This window comes from Eikenella sp. HMSC061C02 (genome assembly GCF_001809035.1).
Lineage (GTDB): Bacteria > Pseudomonadota > Gammaproteobacteria > Burkholderiales > Neisseriaceae > Eikenella > Eikenella corrodens.
This window is the reverse complement of record NZ_KV795560.1, coordinates 41,222-61,127: the sequence shown is the minus strand read 5'-3', so window position 1 is coordinate 61,127 and position 19,906 is coordinate 41,222. Positions and strand designations below refer to the sequence as shown.

At 51.9% G+C, this 19,906-nt stretch carries 22 protein-coding genes; all 22 read left to right on the top strand.

Annotated elements, in window-relative coordinates:
• Position 1: 1 nt before the first annotated feature.
• Positions 2–628, top strand: coding sequence for a dUTP diphosphatase (locus HMPREF2541_RS07595; protein WP_070542761.1), 627 nt, complete (start codon positions 2–4; stop codon positions 626–628).
• Between the two features lie 3 nt (positions 629–631).
• Positions 632–1,663 (top strand): hypothetical protein, encoded by a 1,032-nt coding sequence (locus HMPREF2541_RS07590; RefSeq protein WP_070542758.1) that lies wholly within the window; start codon positions 632–634, stop codon positions 1,661–1,663.
• Positions 1,605–2,381 (top strand): SNF2-related protein, encoded by a 777-nt coding sequence (locus HMPREF2541_RS07585; RefSeq protein WP_070542756.1) that lies wholly within the window; start codon positions 1,605–1,607, stop codon positions 2,379–2,381. The genes HMPREF2541_RS07590 and HMPREF2541_RS07585 overlap by 59 nt, the downstream gene beginning before the upstream one ends.
• Positions 2,378–3,337, top strand: coding sequence for a helicase-related protein (locus HMPREF2541_RS07580; protein ID WP_070542753.1), 960 nt, complete (start codon positions 2,378–2,380; stop codon positions 3,335–3,337). The genes HMPREF2541_RS07585 and HMPREF2541_RS07580 overlap by 4 nt, the downstream gene beginning before the upstream one ends.
• A 3-nt stretch (positions 3,338–3,340) precedes the next feature.
• Complete coding sequence (locus HMPREF2541_RS07575; RefSeq protein ID WP_070542750.1) at positions 3,341–6,223, top strand: hypothetical protein; 2,883 nt, start codon at positions 3,341–3,343, stop codon at positions 6,221–6,223.
• A gap of 197 nt (positions 6,224–6,420) precedes the next feature.
• Entirely contained in the window at positions 6,421–7,152 is a 732-nt protein-coding gene (locus tag HMPREF2541_RS07570; RefSeq protein WP_070542747.1) for a hypothetical protein, read from the top strand.
• 58 nt (positions 7,153–7,210) lie between these two features.
• Complete coding sequence (locus HMPREF2541_RS07565; protein WP_070542744.1) at positions 7,211–7,792, top strand: 3'-5' exonuclease; 582 nt, start codon at positions 7,211–7,213, stop codon at positions 7,790–7,792.
• Entirely contained in the window at positions 7,789–8,496 is a 708-nt protein-coding gene (locus HMPREF2541_RS07560; RefSeq protein WP_070542741.1) for a hypothetical protein, read from the top strand. The genes HMPREF2541_RS07565 and HMPREF2541_RS07560 overlap by 4 nt, the downstream gene beginning before the upstream one ends.
• A 10-nt stretch (positions 8,497–8,506) precedes the next feature.
• Positions 8,507–8,776: a hypothetical protein gene (locus tag HMPREF2541_RS07555; RefSeq protein ID WP_070542739.1), complete on the top strand. Its 270-nt coding sequence runs from the start codon at positions 8,507–8,509 to the stop codon at positions 8,774–8,776.
• Positions 8,767–11,928, top strand: coding sequence for a DNA polymerase (locus HMPREF2541_RS07550; protein WP_070542736.1), 3,162 nt, complete (start codon positions 8,767–8,769; stop codon positions 11,926–11,928). Before HMPREF2541_RS07555 ends, HMPREF2541_RS07550 begins: the two co-directional genes overlap by 10 nt.
• Complete coding sequence (locus HMPREF2541_RS07545) at positions 11,915–12,598, top strand: HNH endonuclease signature motif containing protein (protein WP_070542733.1); 684 nt, start codon at positions 11,915–11,917, stop codon at positions 12,596–12,598. The genes HMPREF2541_RS07550 and HMPREF2541_RS07545 overlap by 14 nt, the downstream gene beginning before the upstream one ends.
• A 54-nt stretch (positions 12,599–12,652) precedes the next feature.
• A complete protein-coding gene (locus tag HMPREF2541_RS07540; protein WP_070542730.1) occupies positions 12,653–12,928 on the top strand; it encodes a hypothetical protein in 276 nt (91 codons plus the stop codon).
• Positions 12,928–13,134 (top strand): DUF2116 family Zn-ribbon domain-containing protein, encoded by a 207-nt coding sequence (locus HMPREF2541_RS07535; RefSeq protein WP_070542728.1) that lies wholly within the window; start codon positions 12,928–12,930, stop codon positions 13,132–13,134. Before HMPREF2541_RS07540 ends, HMPREF2541_RS07535 begins: the two co-directional genes overlap by 1 nt.
• A 14-nt stretch (positions 13,135–13,148) precedes the next feature.
• Positions 13,149–13,490, top strand: coding sequence for a helix-turn-helix domain-containing protein (locus HMPREF2541_RS07530; protein WP_070542725.1), 342 nt, complete (start codon positions 13,149–13,151; stop codon positions 13,488–13,490).
• Positions 13,477–13,953: a hypothetical protein gene (locus HMPREF2541_RS07525; protein ID WP_070542722.1), complete on the top strand. Its 477-nt coding sequence runs from the start codon at positions 13,477–13,479 to the stop codon at positions 13,951–13,953. The genes HMPREF2541_RS07530 and HMPREF2541_RS07525 overlap by 14 nt, the downstream gene beginning before the upstream one ends.
• Positions 13,925–14,125, top strand: a complete 201-nt coding sequence (locus HMPREF2541_RS07520) for a hypothetical protein (protein WP_141744216.1) — start codon at positions 13,925–13,927, stop codon at positions 14,123–14,125. Before HMPREF2541_RS07525 ends, HMPREF2541_RS07520 begins: the two co-directional genes overlap by 29 nt.
• A gap of 849 nt (positions 14,126–14,974) precedes the next feature.
• Positions 14,975–16,024: a metallophosphoesterase gene (locus HMPREF2541_RS07505; RefSeq protein ID WP_070542711.1), complete on the top strand. Its 1,050-nt coding sequence runs from the start codon at positions 14,975–14,977 to the stop codon at positions 16,022–16,024.
• On the top strand, positions 16,017–16,286 hold the full coding sequence (locus tag HMPREF2541_RS07500; protein ID WP_070542708.1) for a hypothetical protein: 270 nt from the start codon (positions 16,017–16,019) through the stop codon (positions 16,284–16,286). Before HMPREF2541_RS07505 ends, HMPREF2541_RS07500 begins: the two co-directional genes overlap by 8 nt.
• Complete coding sequence (locus HMPREF2541_RS07495) at positions 16,279–18,384, top strand: AAA family ATPase (RefSeq protein ID WP_070542705.1); 2,106 nt, start codon at positions 16,279–16,281, stop codon at positions 18,382–18,384. Before HMPREF2541_RS07500 ends, HMPREF2541_RS07495 begins: the two co-directional genes overlap by 8 nt.
• Before the next feature lie 63 nt (positions 18,385–18,447).
• Complete coding sequence (locus tag HMPREF2541_RS07490; RefSeq protein WP_070542702.1) at positions 18,448–18,864, top strand: hypothetical protein; 417 nt, start codon at positions 18,448–18,450, stop codon at positions 18,862–18,864.
• Between the two features lie 59 nt (positions 18,865–18,923).
• Positions 18,924–19,253: a helix-turn-helix domain-containing protein gene (locus HMPREF2541_RS07485; RefSeq protein ID WP_070542700.1), complete on the top strand. Its 330-nt coding sequence runs from the start codon at positions 18,924–18,926 to the stop codon at positions 19,251–19,253.
• A 206-nt stretch (positions 19,254–19,459) separates the two neighbouring features.
• Positions 19,460–19,906: tyrosine-type recombinase/integrase (locus HMPREF2541_RS12205; RefSeq protein ID WP_168161103.1), on the top strand; the 447-nt coding region annotated here is incomplete at its 3' end.

Below are 19,906 nucleotides of genomic sequence, written 5' to 3'. Positions count from 1 at the left end.
CATGTACGTCAGAGAAAAACTGGTTGAAATGCTGCTGTTGCAGGATGAAACCAACCGCAAAGTATTTCCCGATTGGCGTTACCGACTAACCGCGACTGATTTCCGGGTGGCTTTTCTGGTAGAGGCTGGGGAGTTGGCTGACCACCTTGGTTACAAATGGTGGTCGCAAAAAGAGCCTGACCTCGACCAAGCCAGGATGGAAGCAGTAGATATGTGGCACTTCCTGATGTCTGAGTGGATGTTATCAGGTTTTGGGTTGGATCAGTTACTCGTTGTGATTCAACCGCTACCGACCAGCGCACCTACTACACAACGAACTCTGGCTCGATCCCATGTGAGCACGTTGCTGACTCAAGGTGGAAACCTGATGACTGTGATGTCGAGGTTCGGTCTGCTGTGTGCCAGTTTGGGAATCACCTTCGACTGGCTCTACAAACACTACGTCGGCAAAGCCGCACTCAACCGGTTCCGCTGGGCGAATAGTTACGGTTCAGGCTACCAGAAAATCTGGAACGGACGTGAGGACAACGAGCATCTGACGGAAATTCTGGCAACGCTCGACGACGAGCAGGTGAGTATCGAAACCATCACCGCTTTGTTACAGGAGCGTTACGCAGAGAGAGGATAAATCATGGGACTGAGCAGACTATTTTATTTTCAATACCAAAGTCAGGGGCAGCAGCAAGAACTGACGCTGCCTTTTCAAGACGATTGGTTCCCTGTGAACCCAATTTTGGTTGCCTTTGGTGCCAATTTGAAACGTGTACGCAAAAAACTCCAAGCCTACCCGCATGAGATGATTGCGTTTGCGGAATCACGAGGTAATCCAACCATGTGTTTGACCCCGGACAGTATCGATAAATGGTTGCTCGGTCTCAACCCCAACTACTATGCACAACCGGAATTGATTAAGCACTTCCAAAAATTTCTGGTGCGCTGCATGAAAGATTTTCTGGAAGAAGTGAAGCGCGATCAAGAACGCGAGGAGCTAGAGCAGCAAATTAGACCGCTGGCACCGAGTGTGGAGGTTGAATACATGAGCTACGAAGAAGCGCTGGCGTTCTCTGGGTTCAACACCCCGATTTATCTCGATAAACCTTTAACCAAACGAGAGAAGTTCCGTCTGTTCCTAAACCAAATGGGACTGACCAAATGGGAATACATCAAATACGCTGCCGAAGATGCGTTTGCAATCGAACTGCTACGCATTAAACCCGGGACCGAAGACGAAATCGAAGAACGCAGTATCACGGGGCATAACATGTTTAACGCACATGAGATGGCCTCAAGTTGGAAGCGCAATGGTTGGGACGTAGAACCGGTGTTCTATGTTAAGTATCCAGAGTTGTACACCCGGAAAGTGCAGGTTGTGATTCAGGCTGCCGCCGACACACACATTGCAGAGATGGTGCGTGTTCCGTTCCGCCGTTGTCCGTGGTTCCAACCGGAGGACGCCGAATGGTTCCGTCAGTTGGCCAAGCAGCGCAAGGAAGTACACTGGGAAATGGAGCGGAAGCGTATCCGCCAAGAACTCGAACAGAAGATGCTGGCCGCACGAGCGGAGCAGCAAGAAGAGGATAACGATGACAGTACAGCAGACACCCATGTCCGGGGAGCAGGCGCTCAATATCCTGCAACAATGGCAGGCCGCGCCGCAACCTAAAGTCCATTTTAGTCCGGCGCAACAATTCGTTCCGCCGGCTGTTTACGACTTATTACAGCAGCGTCCCGAATTGAATCCAAAACCAGCAGCCGAACTCGGCTGCTTTGCCAATATCGTCGGCAAGGTCAATCAGTATTACACCCTGCCATTCCAACCCTACGACTACCAAGCCGCTGTAATCAATGCGTTGGGAGATAAAGACGCCGCCGGTTTGTGGTTGGAAGTCGGAGCAGGCAAGACGGCGGTGAGTGCCATCATGGCTCTGTACCACCGAATCGACAATCCCGGACACATCATGGTGGTGATGCCGCCGATTCTGCTGACCCAGTGGGCGCGGTTCTTCCGCTCCATTCCCGAAATAAATCGGGTGCTGGTTTATCGCGGAACCCCGGCAGAGCGCCGTGCGATGAACTTGGATGCCGATGTCATCCTGTTGTCGATGGATATTTTCAAAAATGATTTCGAACGGCTGTATGACTTCTACTTGGAACGCGACGTGACCCTGATCGTGGATGAAGCGGTGTCAGTCAAGAACACCGATACCATGAATCACAAATGTGTCTGGGCGTTCCACAACAAGAACCTGACCCGTTACCACAGCACTGTGAAACGTAAGGCAGAAACCAAATTGAAGAAGGCAGGCAAGTCCACAGGGCAAAACAAAGGCATTGAGGACATTATCGCCGCCAAACGCAAGATATTGGAGATGATGCAATGAGTGGCCACCGCAACCTGATTTTGATGACCGGTACCCCGATTACCACGCCGATGGATGCGTATGGGTATTGCCGTTTGCTGAACCCCGACGCGTATCCGACCAAGGGGTTTTTCGAGGCGGTGCATGTTGCCGGTCGGGATATGTTCGATGGCGTGACAGCCTGGGCTGAGGAAGAGAAACTGCAAGCAAATTTCTTGTACAACGGTGCCCGCGCATTCCGCAGGGAAATCGACCAAGACCTGCCGGAAGTTACCTATGAGCCAATGTACTACAAACTGCATCCTGAACACTACGCCAAATACAAACAGTTGGCCCAGGAAGCGTTCTTGGAGATTGAAGACGGCGAGTCCGTGGACTTCCTGACACAATCCGCGCTCAACAATGCGTTGCAGCAAGTCATCATCGGTTACGAGCAATACTTCGAGACCGAAGCCGAACGGAAAAAAGCCCGCGCCAAAGTCGCCGCCTTCGAGTTATTGGATACGGTGGTGGAGTCTTTAGGTGAGCGCAAACTGATTGTGTATGCCTACTACCAGAAAGCGATTCTGGCTTTAACGGAGCACGGTCAGCAGTACGGGGCCGTCGCCGTGAATGGCGCGATGACGTCCACACAGCGCGAGCGCAACATCGAGCGGTTCATGACTGACCCTACCTGCCGCCTGCTGATTGGGCAGCCTTTAAGTATGGGCTCTGGCCTGGATGGCTTGAAGAATGTGTGCTCGGACGTGTTATTTCTGGAACTGCCGATGGTGGCTAAAGATTTCATCCAAGCCGTGGGCCGCATCGACCGCAACGGTCAGAAGGAACGCTGCCATGTCCGTCTCGCTGTCGCAGAGGGTACGGTACAAGTTCGTCGTCAGAGAACGCTGTTGGATAAAGACGTGCAAGCCAACCGGATTCAGAACCCAACCAAGATGACCAAGCAAGACCTACAAGACTGGATATACGGAGCATAACAAATGACTTGGTATTGTTTTACGATGACGGGCAAGTCGAAATGGAAGACTTGCCTGGCAGATCATCGGCAGGAAATGCTGAAACAGGACAAACCGGAATACATGACGGTGTTGGATGTCAATCATCCGTGCACTGATGGCGAAATACCGGACAACTTGTTCTATCGTGGGCCGATGTATTTTGACTGGGACGGCGAGGACGACCTGGAAGGGGTTCTCGACGACGTTCGCCGCTTTATGGGGATGCTGGAAGGTTGGGATTTCGACCTGAATCAAGCATCGTGGTACTTGAGCGGTAAGAAAGGAGTGCACTGTACCATCCCGATGGAATGCTTGTTCGACGCCAAAGTGTGCAAGTCCGGTATCAAAGATTTGTTTCGTCTGTACGGCAAGTTCGCTTGGGAACACGCTACCACTTACATGGATATGCGTGTGTACTCAGGCCGGCGGGGACGCATGTGGCGCACCACCTGCCTGCCACGGCAAGTGAACGGGCAGGACGCTTATAAAGTTCCAGTGACCGCCGCACAACTGAGGGAATTGGACGCGGAAGGATACCGACAATGGTGTAGTCAGCCCCGACAAGTCACCGCTCCGGCGGAACCGACGTACAACCTACAACTGGCCACCGAATTGCAAGTCCTACATTCTCAGTTGCTGGAATCGAGTCGTGAGACGAAGAAACGCCGGAGTAATCCCGAGATTTTCAAAGATTGGAAGGGAGAAGTACCGCCAACCATTCAGGCTGCTTTCGATGGTCACAACATCGATATGTCCTGCGGGTTGAACGATGTCGGGCTACAGTTCGCTACCGCCGCCATTGCTTTGGGTTTGGATTCGTTTGAGAAAACGGACGATTTCTTGAAGATGTGTGAGGGGTTTATTCAGGCGCGTATCGGTCAAGCCGGTGTCGCACACTCGACCCGACAGAGCATCCTACAACGCCTGACCCAATCCTTCCACTACTGCCTGCACAACCCGTCGTATGTGTACGCACCGGAATTGTTCGCCGGCATCTTGCAGCATGGAGTGCGAGACAACCTGGATTTGCAAGGCATCAAACCCGGACAGGGTGAGGCAGAGATGGCGGAGCTTGCACTGAGTTTGCAAGCAGGTTTTGCCGTGGATACTAAGGCTGTATATAAGCAGACCAGAGATGGTACCGATGCTGTAATGGACTATTCATGGAAGCCTGAGTCCTTGCAGGTGATACGCAGTCCAGATGGAATGATTACACACTACTCAGTCGTGGCTGTTTTAAAAGGGAAGGAGTTGCCTCCGAAAACGATCCCAGTCTCTACTTTGATCAGTACCAAAGAGTTCACCGCGTACTTAGCAGGCTTAGGCGGTACCCATTTGCTGTCCTCCGCCCCGCAGTTGGCGGCGGTTCGTAAAGCATTGTTGAACTATGTAGGTGGTGACTCCGCAGCGCGGGAAATCACCTCTACCAAATGCGAAGGCTTATACGTCAAGGCGTTAGGTGTGCCGGAAGATGGTGACTACCACTGTGAAATGTACTGGGTGGAACCGAATATTACGGTGCGGAGCCCTGTACATAAGAGTACCGACCCTGTTCAGCCGACTTACTTGGATACCAATAACCCGCAAGGCCAGTTCGGGGTGGATTTGTCTGGTGCGTTCGCCATCCAGGATTACCAGTCCGAGAACGAAACCTTGGTGCAACACTTGCTGGATTTGAACGGTGACACTTACTCACTGGCTATGATGTTGGCTTGGTTTACAGCCTGCACCTTGAAGCATCCGTTGTACGTTCTGAAACGAATTAAGAACTTTCCGATTCTTCAGATCGTGGGGCAGGCAGGGTGCGGTAAGACCACGACCGCTAATATCCTGTTGCACTTGTTTACCTGGGCTCGAGATTTCAGGGTGAACATTGCCGGTCGGAATCTGACGGCTTTTTCGCTGGCATCACTGTCCACCGCGTCCACGACCGTTCCAGTGGTTATCGACGAAGTGAAGCCGCAGAACTTGGGTTCGCAATACATGGCGGATTTCCGGGGTTTCCTACAGACGATTTACACCATTGGTTCAGAAGCCAAGCGTGGTGGCGGTGACGGTTCAACGACCGCTTCCTACAAAACGATCTCGCAGGAAGCCATGCTGGCGCCGGTTTGCTTCTTGGCTGAAGCACTGGAAGCCAGCCAGGCATCGTTGTTGGAACGTAGCGTAGTGGCATCTTTCCACAAAGATGCCGTATTCGGTCGTGCGGAACACGCCCGATTCTTAGGGCAGCACGAACGCCATATCGGGATGCTGGGTTGGGGTATCGTCCAACACTTGATGAGCTACGACCTGACCCGATTGGTGCAGATGCACGATGCGGCCATCACGGAGTCCGAGGCACTGTTGAGCGAAGGTAACAACTACCGCGTGATTGAGAATGCGGCCATGATGTTTGTGGGTCTCAAATTCTTCGGCGAGGTACTCGAGGCGTACTTCCCACAACGTTTCACTGAGAAAATCGAAGCGCTGGGTCACGCATTGCGAAACCCGGATCGTTGGTTGACCCGTGTGTCTTCCGAAATTGTCCGCCTGCTCAGTTTGCTGTCGAACGCATCACACGAAACCGACGACAGCCGTTCAGTGTGCCGCAAAGACTACCATTACACGGTCGAAGCAGGGGACAGTTCGTCTGGCCGCGTAGAGTACCTGATTATCCAGGTTGAGCGCTGCTTCTACCTGTATCGCGAACGCATGAAAGCAATGGGGTTGAACCCGGCGTTCGGTAGTGCGGAGGAAATGCAGTTCGCTTTGCGTAACTCACCGATGGCGGTCGATACCCTGAACCACCCGGTACTGACCGGTATCTGTATCAAACTGAACCCAGAAGTTTTGCAGAAGGAGAATGTCGAAAAATTTAGATAACGAAATCAATCATTCAGTAAATATTACACGCATTACACTTTAAATTAAGTAATGCGTGTAATATAATCAACTTTAATGCAGTACCGGCCTCGTGCCGGAAATTGTTTTCCCCCAACGTTCACGAGTTTCACTGTTAAACGTGTAACCAGTGAACAAATTAACTACCCTTGTAACACTTAACACTTGGAGATTTAATCATGTTAGACCAAAAACTTGACACTATCGATACTGCTACCGCCATTGAGAATGAAGCTCCGGCTGCCGCCGTTGAGAATGCTCCGGCGGTTGCTCAAGGCTCGACTGCCGTTGCCCCTGCCGATGCTATCCAGACCTTACGCAGCCTTGTTGGCCGCTTTGCTTCTATGGAAATCGGTGACAACGGCATCCTGCCTCGTGACGCAACCGTTCCGTGCACCATCAACAGCGGCAACATTTGTTTCGGTGAGAACCTGAAACACAACTTCGGCGACTTCGTGGACATCGCCCCGGTGAATATCACCCCCTACGTTAAGTTGGATTTGGGTGTAGGCACTCCGAACGAGGACCAGAAGAAACTGATGCTGGCTTGCTACGACGGTAAGACTGTGACGACTGAAGAAGAAGTGATGTCTGCCGACGACTACATGGCTCATATCCGCAAACAGTATCCGAAAGCCAGTTGGAAGAAACGCGCCGTTATCCATGCGAAATACCTGGGTAGCGACCGTCATGAAAAGGTAAAAGACGAGGTAGCCGATGACGACATCCTGGCTATCTACCTGTCACCTTCTTCCAAAAAGGCATTGGATGCGTTCCTAGTGAAATCCGACTTGATGAACCCTGCGTTCGGGTATCTCCGCCTGAGCAAAGTTACCGAGTCCACCAAAGCGGTGACTTGGACTCACTTCAAGTTTGAACGCCAGCCTGCGGCTCAACGTCAAGCGGCCTAATCTGAAAGAACCCTGCGCCGCAAGGTGCAGGGTTTCTTGCACCCTAAGAAAGCGAAACATGAAATCGTTTATCGTATTTGATACTGAAACCACCGGAGTCACTCCGGCGGACAAGGTTTGTCAGATTGCTGCCGCATTGGTGGATGTCGATACCTTCGAAGTTCGAGACAGTTTTACCAGCCTCGTGGACCCGCAACGCGAGATACCGGCAGGTGCGTTCGCCATTCACGGCATCTCCAACGAAGCCGTCAAAGGGCAACCACTGCTGCAAGAGGTGTTCGACCAACATCTCAGCCGCTGGTTTAACGAAGTGGATATTCTGTGCGGGCATAACGTGCAGTTCGATATTCGGATGTGTCGAGACCACATTCGTGCCGGTGCACATCAGGTCCTGGACACTTTGACCCTGGCCCGCACGTTGTATCCGCAGTGGCCTAATCACAAGTTGCAGAGTGTGGTAGCCAATCTGCGATTGCCGAAACGCCATGCCCACGACGCGCTGGGAGATGTATTGTCCTGTATCGACTTCTTACAGGCGATCCGGTCGGAGGAACTGTGCGATGTGTACACCGTGCGTGAGCATATCGAACAGCGGCATCAGCAGTTCAAACGTGATTTTTGGAAGAAAGCCGGATTATGAATACGTTAGACCGGTTAAGAGATTGGGCGTGTAGCCACCGTCTGACGGATGTTCCCCCAGCACAACTGAAAAAACCGGTCCAATGGAGCCTGCCAGCGGTCATTACCCAACCGATTAACATCTGCGGGTTTGACCTCTGGCAGTTACAACACCTGAACCGGGTGTCGGAGGAGTACCCCATCCAGGTACTACGGAATCTAATGACAGATTTAAGTTTCCGCTTACCTACCTTTGATTACAACTTGCCGAGTGAAAATGCTGAGTGGTTGGGCACGACATCCGACCACCTTACTTTTGACCAGAAAGGTTTACGCAATCTGCTGTGGTTGATTGCTGACCTCAGTCCGGGAACCGATGTGTTGAGCGAACGGGCATTCAAGTTCGCTATCGACCGTTACTCCCTACTGGTGGAAGTGGATCACACAACCTTCGGCTTTCGTTGTGAAGCATGGGGCGAGTGGCGAAAACCGCTACACAAAGTACAAGAGATGCCGACCGCGCAATACGCGAAGTCGCCATTGAAATTACTGAGACAGGCGGAAGAACAAACTATCCGCACTAAAACCGGTTGGGCGGACGCCTTATACCGCTATTACGAATACTACCAACCGGTACCGGCAGCCTTGAAACAATTATTGACCCAGGCGCGGTTTTGGTTAGACGACATTGATTATATCGACGGACAGATTGTGTCCTTATTGTAAGGAAAAGAGTATGGACTTCGAATTGAAAGAGTTTACCCACAAAGGTTGGTTCCTATTTTGTCCATTATGGGTAGCTGACCCATACGACGAGATTCCGACCGTGGTGCCCCGTTATGGGCTTTCCGGAGTGTTCTGGCTGGCAAACCAACTGTTCGATGCGTACAGTTGGTTGCACCAAAAATGTACTGGTGAACCCGCACTGTACCTATTGTTGGTATCGAAAGAGCCTTTGGAAGACTCAGTATGGATGGACATACCGAAGGAGGTTTCATGCGAGTAATTCTAGATGTCTCCAGTTTAGCGTGGCGCTGCCTCTTGTCCGGCACGGATGAAGAGAACGGTTTCCATGAAACGGACCCGGTCACTGGTAAAGAGCGCTACATCAACAGCGCTGCGTATGGTTGGGACAGCCTTTCAGGCTACCTGAAACGCTTGTGCGAAGGGTTAGCATTCGCCCCGAAAGATATGATTTTGGTGCTGGATGGAGCGGGTGGACGCCAATTGCGTTCTCAGTTCCATTCCGCCTACAAAGCCGGGCGCGATAAATCGCAGGCCATGTACGACCAGTACAACAAACTGGAACGGCTGTGCTGCGATACCTTGGTTAATTTAGGGGCACAGGTAGTTTACCAGCGCGGGGTAGAAGCTGATGACGTCATCGGATACCTCTGCGAAACCATTAAAGAAGACCGCCTGCTGGTGGTCTCTCACGATAAAGACATGCTGGTTTGTGCCAAATACCCGAATGTGACCGTTTGGATTCAGGAACAGGGCAACCCTTACTTGTTCGGTAATTTCCCGTTCCAGTTCATCGATGTGTACAAAGCTACAGTTGGCGACCCTTCCGACAATATTCCGGGCGCCAAAGGTTTCGGGCCGAAAGCGTTCGAGGCGATGTACCAACGCTTTGGTGACAACGGGTTGGCTGTGTTGCGTAAGCTAATCCAAGAACGTAAGTTGAAATTGTTGGAAGAAGACGTACCCGCACTGCCGCAGTTACAGAAACTGATTGACTACGCCCCCGATGTGGAAATGTCGCTCAAGTGCGCCAAGTTGTACCCCAACTATGTACAGCCCGAGAAAATGGAATGGCGCCACGGGGTGTGCCGTGCCGGGGTCGCGGATGTGCATCCGAATTTGGCACAGTTCGCCCAACGTATCGTCGGGGTCACCGCCGCCAACTTCGCCGAAGTATTCCAGGACGTGCAGAACTTAGCTGCCGAGAACCCCTTGGTGTCTTTGGACATTGAGACCACCACGCCGGACGAATCAGACGAATGGTTGTTCGAAATCCGCCAGGAAGAGAGCAAGCAGGTGGACGTGTTCGGCTCGGAACTGACCGGTTTGAGCATTACCCTAGGCGGTAACTTCCAGCACACGTTCTACTTCTCGGTCGGACACGCCGATACCGACAACGTGAGTCTGGAACAAGTAGAGCAAGTCCTGCGTTTCTTGAATCAGGACAAGCGTTTCGTGATCCAGAACGTGAACTTCGAGTTGGTGGTTCTACATAATACCTTCGGTTGGTTCTTGCGCGACATCGACGATACCAAGTTGATGGCTTCGTATGTGGACGAGAACAGTTCACTTGGTCTGAAACCGAACAGCAAACGCTGGTTGGGGTATGAGCAGGCGACCTATGACGAAACAGTTACCGATGCCGACGGGCGCAAGCGCAAGATGCACGAACTGACCTTGGCAGAGGTACTGGCCTACGGTGCGGACGACACGATTTGCACCGCCGCGCTGTATCAGTGGTATCAGTTGCACATGTACTTGGAAACCGTGTGGCGAACCTACCGCGACGTGGAAATCGGTGCCGCCTACTGGGTCGCCCAAGCCTTTATCGACGGGGTGAAAATCGATCAGGTCACACTGCGTGACATGATTGCCCGCGACAAGCAGGCGAAAGCCGAACACCAAGCCGTACTGGACGAGTACCTGATTGCCCAGGGCTGGGACGGCACACGTTTGGTGGAAGCAACTGAAGAGAGCCGCTACGAGCCAACTTGGTTGAAGTACGCTTTCGAGGTGGTCTATGGCAAGCCGTTAGATACCCGTGTCCGTAAGTTCGAACGCTTGCTGGATGCGATGCGGGAGCAGGGTGGTGAAACCCTGGCCGATATTCTCGAACACGGCAGCCTGCAACAAGTAAATCAGTTTGTTCAGAGCAAGTTTTCAGGTAGCCCGCAGTTCAACGTGGGCAGCCCGAAGCAGATGCAGAAGTTGCTGTATGAAGTGATGGGTCTGCCCATCCGCTTGCGTAACAAACCCACCGACACCATGCGGGCGGCGGGTATCACGGAAGGCAACCCACAGACTGACGAGTTGGCTGTGCAAAGTGCATTGCACTATGACGTCCCGGCGGACGGCGAATTGGTGGCACCGCTGAAAGCGCTGTTGGGTATCAAAACCATGAACACGCGGTTTGGGTTGTACTACACAACTTACCCACAGTTGCCGCACTGGAAGGATAACCGGATTCATGCTGGGCTGAACCAGTGCGCTACGGTTACACGCCGATTTACCTCAAATAACCCTAATTTACAACAACTTAGCAAGGGTGCAGGCGACTTCCGCCGCATCTTCGTGCCGCACCACAAGGATGCCATGATTGTGTCGCTGGACTTCTCAGCCCAGGAACTGCGTTTGATTGCCGAGCAGTCGCAAGACCCGAATATGTTGTCCTGCTATGTGGGTGACAACCGGAGGGATATGCACAGCCTGACCGGTGCTGAGATTGCCAAACTGCCATATGAAGAGTTCAAGGCGAGAGTCGATGACGAAGAACACCCGCAGCACAAGTGGGCAAAAGCCATTCGTGCCAAGGGGAAGACCACCAACTTTGCCAGTGCGTATGGCGCTGCTGCTCCGAAGATGGCGCAAACCCTGATGGTAACGGAAGACGAAGCACAGAGCTATCTGGATGCCAAGTCCTCTGCGTTCGCCCGCACGGAAGAGTGGAAGCAGGAAGTCATCGCTGACGCGCACAAACAAGGTTTCGTCCGCACGATGTTGGGTGTGCGTCGCCATTTGCCCGACCTGCAAAGCAGTAATAAGTGGGAGGTCGCAAAAGCCGAAAGGCAGGCCGTGAATTTTAAAATTCAGGGTTCTGGCGCTGAGATGACGAAACTGGCGATGGGTCGGATGTGGCAGAGTGGGATACGTCAGAAGTTCGATATGCGGTTTGTAGCATGTGTTCATGACGAGGTGATCTTTAGTATCTCTATGCAGGACATACCAAGGGTAGTACCAAGTATCCATGCTGCGATGACCGCAAAATATGCGGATATGTCCGTACCGGTAGAAAGTAGTATCTCTATGGGTAAAACGCTAGGGGATCAACACGAATTCGGAAGTCGAGAATTGGTGGAACAGGTCTTACAACAGTTTGTACAACAGTGTATAGGAGAGGCACATGAGACATACTAAAGAGTTACCCAGTTTAGAATTTCTCCATGCAACTCTTGCGTATAACCCAACTACCGGGGAGTTGAGACGTAAACCAAGAGATGCGAAGTACTTTAAAACCACTGGATTGCAGGAGAAGTGGAATCGAGAGAATGCGGGGAAAGTAATTACTTCGAGGTCACCCAATGGGTACATTGAATTCCAGATACTGGGGAGAACCTTGAAAGCTCACCGGGTTATTGCTGCCATGGTTTTGAATAGGCAACTGGGGTCCAATGAAGTGGTTGATCACATCAACGGAATTAAAACCGATAACCGATGGTGTAACTTAAGGGTCGGTACACAAGCACTAAACACTCAAAACCTACGTCGAGCGAGAAAGGATTCATTCACTGGGGTTCTCGGGGTATCCCCCTCCCCGTACTATCACTGGATCGCGCAAATCCAGAGAGACGGGGTCAAGATACAACTTGGAACTTATCGAGACGTAACCGAAGCAACGGTAGCGAGAAGATACGCCGAGAATGCCTTATTCGATGCCAAACCAAACCATGCGCTGTCATTTGAGGAAGTTTGTGGGATCCCCTGGGAGGTGAAACTTAAGTTACTTCGATTCTTAGGAGTGGAGGAGCTATTTTCCGCTGCATCTACGCAAGAGAGTGAACTGATGCCTGAAGCTCAGGCCGCTTAGTCATGCCCGCGCCATTCACACTTTCCACGATGGCGCGGGAAACAGGAGAAGAAAATGCGAAATGAAATCGACCTTGAGGTGATACTGCTAGAGGATCGGTTAAGCCGATTAGTTAAAGAGCATGAAACCTTGGAAGAGGATTATGACACCTTAGAGGCGAACTATGACCAACTGGCCGCCGATTACAAGGACTTACTGTTGCAACAACAAGACCTTCTCGCTTGGATACTCCGATTGATGGGGCAGGGTGAGATGCAGGAAGCAGCAGACGAGATTAAATACCACTTGGCGAAACTCGGTTACTTCGCCGGCGATATAAGGGTTCATTGATGGCAGATGTATTTGATCAAGCCTCGGATTTGGAGGCATTAGATTTGGCAAGCTCTTTAATTCGACAACAGATAAAGGCTGCGAAAGCAAAGAAAGTAGAAGCCACCGGCCACTGTCTCTACTGCGGCGAAGCCTTACCGGAAGGACAACGTTGGTGCGACGCGGAGTGCCGGGACGAGTGGCAAAAAGACAATCCAGGAAAGTAAGAAAAGGAAACATTATGCGAACTACAGGACAAATTATCAAACGTCATCTACCAAATATTGGCATGACTCAGCGTCAACTGGCCCATAAGTTGGGTATCTCAGACGCGTACCTTTCTGCCATGTTACTTGGGAATAATAAAATTCCAACTAAATATTTGAGAGTATTTTTGGAACATTTGAAGTTGGAGCCCCGAGAGCAAGCGGAGTTGTTTCAGGCGCGCATACTCGCCAACCGACCTATTCCTTGGGAACTTTTCCCGGAAGAAGTCCGAGAGGAGTTGGCAGTAAAGTTGGGCACAGCGATGGCCACGGCATGGTGGTCGAGACCCAAGGAGACAGAGAATGGCCAAGACTAACACCGGCAAGGTTACAGAAAAAGCCATCCACGATGCGCTGAAGAAGTTTGACGACCTGCCGCAGTTTGACTGGCAGCGTATGTATGACGCTACTTCGGCTCGCGGTGCGTTCATGAACCAGACTGGCGACTTTGAATTTTTCCTGCCCAAAGTGCACGGGGTAATCGAAGTCAAGAGTACACAGCACCCAAACCGGTTAGCCCGCCGCGCATTCAGCGACCTGCAACGCGCCAAGTTGTACCGCAGAATGCAGGCCGGCGGACAGGTGTTTGTGATTGTGCACCATTACACGGTTGGTCAATGGAAGTTAATCCCATTTAGTGTCTGCCACCAAGCCTTTAGCGTGGACGGGCAGGCAAGTATTGTGACTGATAAATTTTTCACCACGGATAATGAATACTCCGTGGTGGCAGAACTATTGAAGGAGGTGGTAAATGCGCCGAGCACCCCCAATGCCTGGTGAGTTGGACAGACGGATAGAAGCAGAGGGTTTGCTGAAAGAATCTGTTAATTTAATCAGAAAACTGCTGGATTTACACGGCCAAGGTAAAACCGAAGAGATGGCCTTGGAAGCCGCCTATTTTGCTGGGAAGTTCACATCCTACTGCGATCGGTATGAGGTGCTGTATGAGTAAGCCGAGAAGTCCTTACGAGATTCCGTTTCGCTCGCCACAGAAGGTTAGGCGCGAACCTTGGTACCTACAACCGCCTTGGCCCCTGACCATCTACTTCGTATTCTGGCCGCTTTGGTTAATTATCATCCCTCTTTTCGTGGGGATAGGCTACTTACGCAAATACTGGTTAGATGCTTGGGATGACATTCTGGAGTTGTGGGGTAGGTCTTATGTTGAACTCCCTGTAGCCATATTCCAGTGGCTCAAATCTTTGACTAGGAAATCTTAAATGACAAACCATAATTCAATTCCACCAATGCCAGAGAATTTCTCAACTGACGAACTTCTGGGTGGAGTCCCTCTACGCAGACATCTACTTAAAACGCCCGCACCTAAACCCCTCCCCGCTCAACGGCAGCAGGAGGCAGACAAGTTATTGACACAAATCTTCTCCGCATTAGAGGTGGCCTTCAAGGCCCTTGGGGCTAACGATATAACTGCGGCCAGTTATACATTAGGGGTTTGTCGGGGGTTTATATCTCAATATTGTGACCGCTATGAGGTGCCGTATGAGTGAACCGAGAAGTCCGTATGAAATTCCCCGGATACCAGCCGCACCGGGCCGTAAGAAAACATTTCGGGAAAAGTTCAGCCACTGGTATGGCACCTCTGTCTGGCGCATCTTCCTTATCGATTTGCCGGCATGGCCTCTTCTATTCGTGCTGACGCCCCTCGTGCACACCTTTCAGCGTGGAAGAAAGTGCCTGCGCTACATCTGGGCGGATACCAAATATATGTGGAAAGACCTCTGCTACGAAGTGCCACGGGAGTGGCTAGATTTGTGGAGACGTTCTCGCAAGGAAAAGAGAAATGACAAAACTGACCATCATCAATGACACCCACCTGGGTGTTACCCGCACTGCCGGGACGACCAAAGAGAGCCAGGAGCGCCTGACCAGAGCAATGCTGTTTGACTTCAACGACCTGCTGGAATCTGCCGAAGGTACAGACCTCCTAATCAACGGGGACCTTTTCGACCGCTTTGATGTAGATAAGCAGGTGGAGTTCCTGGTTTTCGGGATGCTCTTAAAGTGGTTGCGCGAAAACGCGGACAATCAACTGATCCTCGCCGCAGGCAACCACGACTTGTCTAAAGATTCCTCCCGCCGGTCGTCCTTCACTAATCTGTGCAAATACCTGAGCATTGCCCGAAACGGTGACGAACGTTTAGCGGGTCTGGCATTCGTGGATTCTGGCTTGTACGAATTTGAGACCTTCGCTGTGATCCCTCACATGCCGAACCAGGAATTGTTTGAAGCGGAATTGGATAAAGCCCTCCAACTACCCATTCATACCTTGTTCCTACATTGCAATTTCGACAACCACTTTGCCGCGCAAACCGACCACAGCCTGAATCTGTCGGCGGAACGGGCACAACAATTCGCCGAAAAAGGGGTACAACTGGTCTTGGGGCATGAGCACCACGGACGACATCTCGGCAACGTTCGAATCATCGGCAACCAAATCCCGTCCAGCATTGCAGACTGCCTCGACCCGAATAAGGTCAAACAGTACGCAGTGCTCGAAGGCCGTGAGCTCACGCTGCACGACTTCATGCCGGTGGAAGACGTCTTCGCCGAAGTGGATTGGCAAACCGACACGCTGCCGGATAAACAGTTCATCCGCGTTACGGGCGAAGCGACCTACGAGCAAGCCAGTGAAGTGGTACAACGCATTGCCGAATGGCGTAAGTCATCGGACGCCTTCGTTATCACCAACGCCGTGAAAGTCGGGACGTTGGACACGCAAACCGCGTTGCCGGACGTGCAATCCGCGTCCTTCGACGTGTGGCAGATGTTGCTGGAGAAGCTACCTGAAAACCTACGAGAGTTCGCTGAGGAGGTAAGAAATCATGAATGAAATTTTGCGTATCGCTAAAGCGAATTACCAGTTGGCTAAGGAGAAGCCGAGAGAGTCAAATCCGATGTATCTCGATGCGGTACAAGAGATTTGGGGTGCGGCGGGTCAGGGCAGACTGTTCGTTCAACTCACCCGTGTCTACGACCAGGAGTGTTACCGCCTGTTGAAGCAAGCGGTTGAGTTGTTAAAAGAAGACGGCTTTACCGTACATCACCCTGACGTGTATGGTGGCTACCGCATTGAAGGATGGGCGAATGATTAGAAATCTACAACTCAAAAACTTCCGCCAGCACACCGACCTCGCCCTGAGTTTCGACCAAGGCGTAACGGTGCTGCGCGGCGCGAATGAGGCAGGGAAGTCCACGGTGTTCGAGGCCATCGCCTACGCGCTGTTCGGTGCCCGTGCCACCCGTAACAACGAACTGACCACCTGGGGGCAGCCGGAAGGCAGCCATCAAGTGGTACTGACCTTCGAAATCAACGGGGTTGAATACACCATTAAGCGTAACGCCAAATCCGCCGAACTCAATTACGACGGTGGGCGCGTTACCGGACAGACCGACACGGCGCGGTTCTGCGAGCAACTGCTTGACCTGAAGTCTGGTATGGGTACCAAGTTGATGCTGGTACCGCAGAACGAAATGCGCGGCACCTTATCCGACGGCGGTGCCAAAACCACAGCGATGATTGAGCAGTTGGCTGACCTCGGGCAAGTCGAAGAAATCATCACCAAACTGCAAACCCACTGGCACACCGGCAAGACCGACCTGATTGAGCACAGTCTGGAGACCTTCAAGCAGCAACACGCGGAAGCAAAAGAAGAGTTGGCTGCAACCGAGAACCCGGAACAAGCGTTGCAGGACAAGTTGAAGGGGTTGAAGCAGCAACAACTTGAGTTTGGTGTACTGGACGTCGGGTTGATGATTATCTGTGGCGGACTGGAAAACGAACTCTCTGAAGCCGAGGAGGTCGAGAAACTGTCGCAGGAAATAGAACGTAGGACGTTGGTTGCACAGACCAAGTTGGAGGCTGTGCAGCGCACGTTGAGCGACCCTGTGCCGGAGTTTGACGAACGTGCCGTGGCACAAACCGAGGAATGGTTGGAGCACGCTCGAAGAGAGCAGGCGCTCTACCAAGACTGGCTGTCAATGAAGGATTACCAACCTGTCGCTCGTTCGACCAGAAGTGAAGAACAGTTGTGTGCTGATCTGGAGAGATTGGAAGAGGAGCGACAGGCTGTCGAACGGCAACTTGCCACCAACCAAGCCAGCCGGAAGTTGCTGTCTTCACAAATCAGCCATGACTTGACCTGCCCAACCTGCAAACGCGAGTGGGACGACGCGGATGCTCGACGCGCTGCCAACAAAGAGAAGATGGATGCCATCGACAATCTCTACATTGAAGAGCAAGAGTTATGTGATACGATCAACCGGATCGTCAGCGAACGTAACAGCGTGGATGGGTTGTTGAACCAGCCGTTAAAGTACCCGAAGATGCACAGTTTGTGGGAAGTGGTGGATGACGGCATGTGGCCGCCGCTTTTTCAATGGTCGGAGAATATTCCAACCAAAGTAACTGACGCCGACATCCGCGCTACTGAAAAAGAAGTGGCGGAAGCCCGTCTACAACAGCAACTCCATATCGAATTGCTCAACAAGCGACAAGCAGCGCAGGATCAGCAGGTCGCAGTGCAAGGCTTGCTGACCCAGTTGGAGGAAGTAAGACAAACGTTGCCGGTTCTGGAACGCTCGTCGCAGGAAGTGCGTCTCGAGTTGCACGACAAGCAACGTGAGTGGCAGGACGCGAAACGGAAGTTGGCGGAGCTCAACAGCGCAATCGAGAACTTCGATAAGCAACACCAACCTGTGCGGGATGCGTACCGCGCGTTGCAGAGGCGGGTGGAGCAAACAGCGGCAGAAGTTTCCCGCTATACCGAGGAACTGAATGCGGCCAGGCAAGCCAACGCACTGTTGAAAGCATTGCGGACGGTCAAGCCTCAACTGGCTAACCAAGTCTGGCAGACCGTGTGTAATACCGTGTCGCACTACTTCAGTTTGATGCGGAACCAACCGTCGGTAGTCAGCAAAGAAGCGGCGGGCTTTGCCGTGGACGGGCATGACACCGAATCGTTGTCCGGCAGCACCTTGGACATCCTGGGTCTCGCCATCCGCATTGCATTAACCAAAACCTTTATGCCGACTTGTCGGTTCTTGTTGTTGGACGAGCCTTTCGCAGCGTCGGACGCGGAACGTACAGCGCAGGCATTGGGTTTTATTTCATCGGTCGGCTTCGACCAGGTAGTCATCATCACGCATGAAGATGCGACGGAGGCCGTGACTGACAATCTGATTACGATTTAAGTATAATCTATGACCGGCGGACCTTTATAAAGGCCGCCGGCTTTTAACCAAAAGGGGTTTATTATGGACCAAGCAAGTAAAGCCAAGTTGGCAGAACTGAAAAGCAAACTACAGAGAGAAGGGTTTGACCAGGAGGTTCCGGCAGACCGGAAGAAGTGGCCGAGATTCCTTCAGGACGTAAGAGAAGCAACCGGCTTGGGCGGTATCCCTTTTTGGAGATTATTCGGCGTATCTCAGAGCACCGGCTACAGTTGGAGCAATCCGGGTGCGAACCGTATTTGTCCGCCGGAGGTCATGGCGAAAGTCGCCGATGCGCTTGGACTAAAGTTCGCGGAACTCGCCGATCCGGAAGACCTGTTATATAAAGTGGCGGGTTTGCCGCCGGAGTGGCGGGAGTTCGTGGGACTGGCTTACCAGCACGGATTGACTCTGACGGACTTACAAAACTACCTGAAGATTAGATCGATGTTTTCAGAATAAATTTAGATAAACAAAACCCTGTACCAGTTTGGTACAGGGTTTTTCTTTGGAGGTTTGCCATGAAGACCTATAACGTGCAGGAGGCTGCGGGTATCTTGAAATGCCATCAGGATTCGATTCGCCAGATGTGTAAAACAGGCGAGTTACTCGCGTTTAAGGCCGGTCGCGCCTGGGTAATCACTGAAGCAGCACTTGAAAACTACATCGCCGCGAAGCAGAATAGCCAACAGCAAGCGGTGATTGGCAGAAGGAGTAAAGAACGATGTCAATCTATCGGAACAAGTACGGGATATATCAAATATCCTTTAGAACACCAAGCGGTGAGCGCTTTAGACGCACTACTGGGACCACAGACAAACAGCTTGCCCAGGAATTGCACGACAAACTGAAGCATGACATGTGGAGGCAGGAACACCTCGATGAAAAACCGAAACACCTGTGGGACGAAGCCTGCATCCGCTGGATACAAGAAAACCAAGGCAAGAAAAGCCTGTCAGCCGACAAGATAAAGATAAGGTTGCTAACCGAGTTGCGTGGTCTGCCGCTTGAGATGCTAACCCGTGATCTCATTCATAGTGTAGTGAACAAGCGGCCAGTGACTGGTAGTACCAAGAATAGATACTTTGCCCTGATACGCGCCATCCTGAACAAATGCGTGAACGAATGGGACTGGCTAGACAAAGCCCCCAAGCTCAAACTCCATAAAGAGCCGAAGAAACGTATCAGGTGGCTGTATCCCGAGGAAGCACAGCGGCTGGTAAACGCCTTGGCGCACCTACCCTATATGCAGCATCTGGTTATATTCTCGCTCGCTACCGGATTGAGACAAGCCAACGTGCTCAATCTCAAATGGGAGCAGATAGACCTACGGCGGCAGGTGGCCTGGATTTATCCCGACCAAGCCAAAGCCGGGAAAGCGATAGGTGTACCGCTCAATCACACCGCCATGCAAGTGCTAATGGATAGACCGCGTGTCAGCGATTATGTGTTCACGCATAGCAAAGGCGAACGGGTTAAATCCATCAGCAGCCGTGTGTGGCGC

Coding starts and splice junctions, on each gene's coding strand:
- HMPREF2541_RS07595 (WP_070542761.1), top strand. CDS start 2: ATGTACGTCAGAGAAAAACTGGTTGAAATGCTGCTGTTGCAGGATGAA.
- HMPREF2541_RS07590 (WP_070542758.1), top strand. CDS start 632: ATGGGACTGAGCAGACTATTTTATTTTCAATACCAAAGTCAGGGGCAG.
- HMPREF2541_RS07585 (WP_070542756.1), top strand. CDS start 1,605: ATGTCCGGGGAGCAGGCGCTCAATATCCTGCAACAATGGCAGGCCGCG.
- HMPREF2541_RS07580 (WP_070542753.1), top strand. CDS start 2,378: ATGAGTGGCCACCGCAACCTGATTTTGATGACCGGTACCCCGATTACC.
- HMPREF2541_RS07575 (WP_070542750.1), top strand. CDS start 3,341: ATGACTTGGTATTGTTTTACGATGACGGGCAAGTCGAAATGGAAGACT.
- HMPREF2541_RS07570 (WP_070542747.1), top strand. CDS start 6,421: ATGTTAGACCAAAAACTTGACACTATCGATACTGCTACCGCCATTGAG.
- HMPREF2541_RS07565 (WP_070542744.1), top strand. CDS start 7,211: ATGAAATCGTTTATCGTATTTGATACTGAAACCACCGGAGTCACTCCG.
- HMPREF2541_RS07560 (WP_070542741.1), top strand. CDS start 7,789: ATGAATACGTTAGACCGGTTAAGAGATTGGGCGTGTAGCCACCGTCTG.
- HMPREF2541_RS07555 (WP_070542739.1), top strand. CDS start 8,507: ATGGACTTCGAATTGAAAGAGTTTACCCACAAAGGTTGGTTCCTATTT.
- HMPREF2541_RS07550 (WP_070542736.1), top strand. CDS start 8,767: ATGCGAGTAATTCTAGATGTCTCCAGTTTAGCGTGGCGCTGCCTCTTG.
- HMPREF2541_RS07545 (WP_070542733.1), top strand. CDS start 11,915: ATGAGACATACTAAAGAGTTACCCAGTTTAGAATTTCTCCATGCAACT.
- HMPREF2541_RS07540 (WP_070542730.1), top strand. CDS start 12,653: ATGCGAAATGAAATCGACCTTGAGGTGATACTGCTAGAGGATCGGTTA.
- HMPREF2541_RS07535 (WP_070542728.1), top strand. CDS start 12,928: ATGGCAGATGTATTTGATCAAGCCTCGGATTTGGAGGCATTAGATTTG.
- HMPREF2541_RS07530 (WP_070542725.1), top strand. CDS start 13,149: ATGCGAACTACAGGACAAATTATCAAACGTCATCTACCAAATATTGGC.
- HMPREF2541_RS07525 (WP_070542722.1), top strand. CDS start 13,477: ATGGCCAAGACTAACACCGGCAAGGTTACAGAAAAAGCCATCCACGAT.
- HMPREF2541_RS07520 (WP_141744216.1), top strand. CDS start 13,925: ATGCGCCGAGCACCCCCAATGCCTGGTGAGTTGGACAGACGGATAGAA.
- HMPREF2541_RS07505 (WP_070542711.1), top strand. CDS start 14,975: ATGACAAAACTGACCATCATCAATGACACCCACCTGGGTGTTACCCGC.
- HMPREF2541_RS07500 (WP_070542708.1), top strand. CDS start 16,017: ATGAATGAAATTTTGCGTATCGCTAAAGCGAATTACCAGTTGGCTAAG.
- HMPREF2541_RS07495 (WP_070542705.1), top strand. CDS start 16,279: ATGATTAGAAATCTACAACTCAAAAACTTCCGCCAGCACACCGACCTC.
- HMPREF2541_RS07490 (WP_070542702.1), top strand. CDS start 18,448: ATGGACCAAGCAAGTAAAGCCAAGTTGGCAGAACTGAAAAGCAAACTA.
- HMPREF2541_RS07485 (WP_070542700.1), top strand. CDS start 18,924: ATGAAGACCTATAACGTGCAGGAGGCTGCGGGTATCTTGAAATGCCAT.